Source organism: Microvirga sp. P4_G7, assembly GCF_056401005.1.
The window spans coordinates 1-1,869 of record NZ_JBFUKD010000695.1; the positions used below are offsets into that span (position 1 = coordinate 1).

Genomic DNA, 1,869 nt, shown 5'->3' on the forward strand with positions numbered 1-1,869 from the left:
CGATATTGCGGTGCACGCCGTTATGCACAAATCGACCGTATCGCGCGCGGTCGCCGTTCTGGAGGCACGGGGCTGGATCGCGCGCCGATCCAACGCCGATGACCGGCGAGAAGAATTGCTCGAGCTTACGGAAAAGGGCCGTGCGATTTATCAGGAGCTGGCCCCGGAAGCGCTCTCGTTCGAGCAGCGGCTCCTCTCGGTTCTGAATGGCGACGAACAAAGTCTGCTCTCGCGCCTCGTCGACACGCTCGACCGTCACGCGCGCGCTCTCGCGCCGAGAGAGGAGGGCGGGCCTTGAGACTCCATGGCTACTTTCGCTCGTCCGCCGCGTATCGGGTGCGTATCGCCCTCAATCTCAAGGGCCAGGCCTATACGCTTGCGCCGGTCAACTTGCTGAAAGGCGAACAGCGCGAAGACGCCTTCCGTCTGATCAATCCTCAGGCCCGCGTTCCCGTTCTTGAAATCGGCGATACGATTCTCACGCAATCCCCGGCGATCCTGGAATATATCGAAGAGGTCTATCCGGATCCTCCTCTGCTGCCCACCGATGCGGTCAAGCGCGCTCATGTCCGGGCGGTCAGCGCGATCATCGGCTGCGATATCCACCCGCTCAACAATCTGAGTACGCTCAAATACCTTAAGGGACCGCTCGGGCAGGATCAGACGGTCATTGATTCCTGGTACGCTCACTGGATCAGCGAGGGCTTCGACGCGGTCGAGCGGCTGCTCGAACCCGGCCCCTACGCTTTCGGCGCGCGGCCGACTTTCGCGGACCTCTATCTGGTGCCCCAGGTGTTCAACGCACGCCGGTTCAACATTGCTCTTCAAACCTTTCCCAAGATTGCCGCCGTCGATGCGGCCTGTGCCACACATCCGGCGTTTCTAGCGGCGGCGCCGGAACGCCAGCCGGACGCCGCCTGATCGACCCATTCGCCTTTCTGGCGGCTGGGTCGCCGCCCTTGGCCTTCGAGGCCGGACGACAACAGGAGGAAAGCTATGGGACCATTTCCGCACGACGCTCCGCCGCCAGACATCTCTGAAGACAACCCGATGGGAACGGACGGCTTCGAATTCGTCGAGTTCTGCCATCCGAAGCCGGAGGAGCTGGACCGTCTGTTCAAATCGATGGGTCTCGCCGCTGTCGCCCGGCATCGCTCGAAGAACGTCACTCTTTATCGGCAGGGCGACATCAATTTCATTCTGAACGCGGAACCGGGGTCGTTCGCAGAGCGGTTCGCAAGCGAACACGGGCCGTCAGCGCCGGCCATGGCGTTTCGGGTCGTCGACGCCAAGCAAGCCTACGATCGCGCCCTGTCGCTGGGCGCAAAACCCGTCCAATCGAAGGTCGGACCGAGCGAATTGACCATCCCGGCCATCGAGGGCATCGGCGGGCTTCATATTTATCTCGTCGACCGTTATGGCGAGAGGGGCTCGATCTACGATGTGGATTTCGCGTGGCTGGGCGAGCCCAATGCCAAGCCAGCCGGTGTCGGGCTCCACTACATTGATCACCTGACCCACAACGTCCAGCGCGGACGACTGAACGAATGGGCCGGTTTCTACGAGCGCCTCTTCAATTTTCGCCAGATTCGCTATTTCGACATCGCCGGCAAGATGACCGGTCTGCACTCCCGCGCGATGACGAGCCCTGACGGCAAGATCCGCATTCCCATCAACGAGGATGCCGGCGAAACCGGGCAGATCGAGGAATATCTGCAGGAGTACAAGGGAGAGGGGATTCAGCACGTGGCGCTAGGCGCCATCGATCTCTACGAGTCGATCGAAGCGCTGATCGCCGCAGGGATCGAGTTCATGCCTGCGCCCAACGACCTTTATTACGCCCGGATCGACAAGAGGTTGCCGAAACAC

3 protein-coding genes are annotated in these 1,869 nt (G+C 61.4%); all 3 read left to right on the forward strand.

The window, feature by feature from the left end; translation table 11 throughout:
- A partial coding sequence (locus tag AC1DT3_RS19640; RefSeq protein ID WP_477466895.1) for a MarR family winged helix-turn-helix transcriptional regulator occupies positions 1-298 on the forward strand: 298 nt, incomplete at its 5' end.
- Entirely contained in the window at positions 295-921 is a 627-nt protein-coding gene (gene maiA / locus AC1DT3_RS19645; protein WP_477466896.1) for a maleylacetoacetate isomerase, read from the forward strand. The genes AC1DT3_RS19640 and maiA, both read left to right, overlap by 4 nt.
- 75 nt (positions 922-996) lie before the next feature.
- Positions 997-1,869 (forward strand): 4-hydroxyphenylpyruvate dioxygenase (hppD, locus tag AC1DT3_RS19650; protein WP_477466897.1); only part of this gene is annotated, 873 nt, incomplete at its 3' end.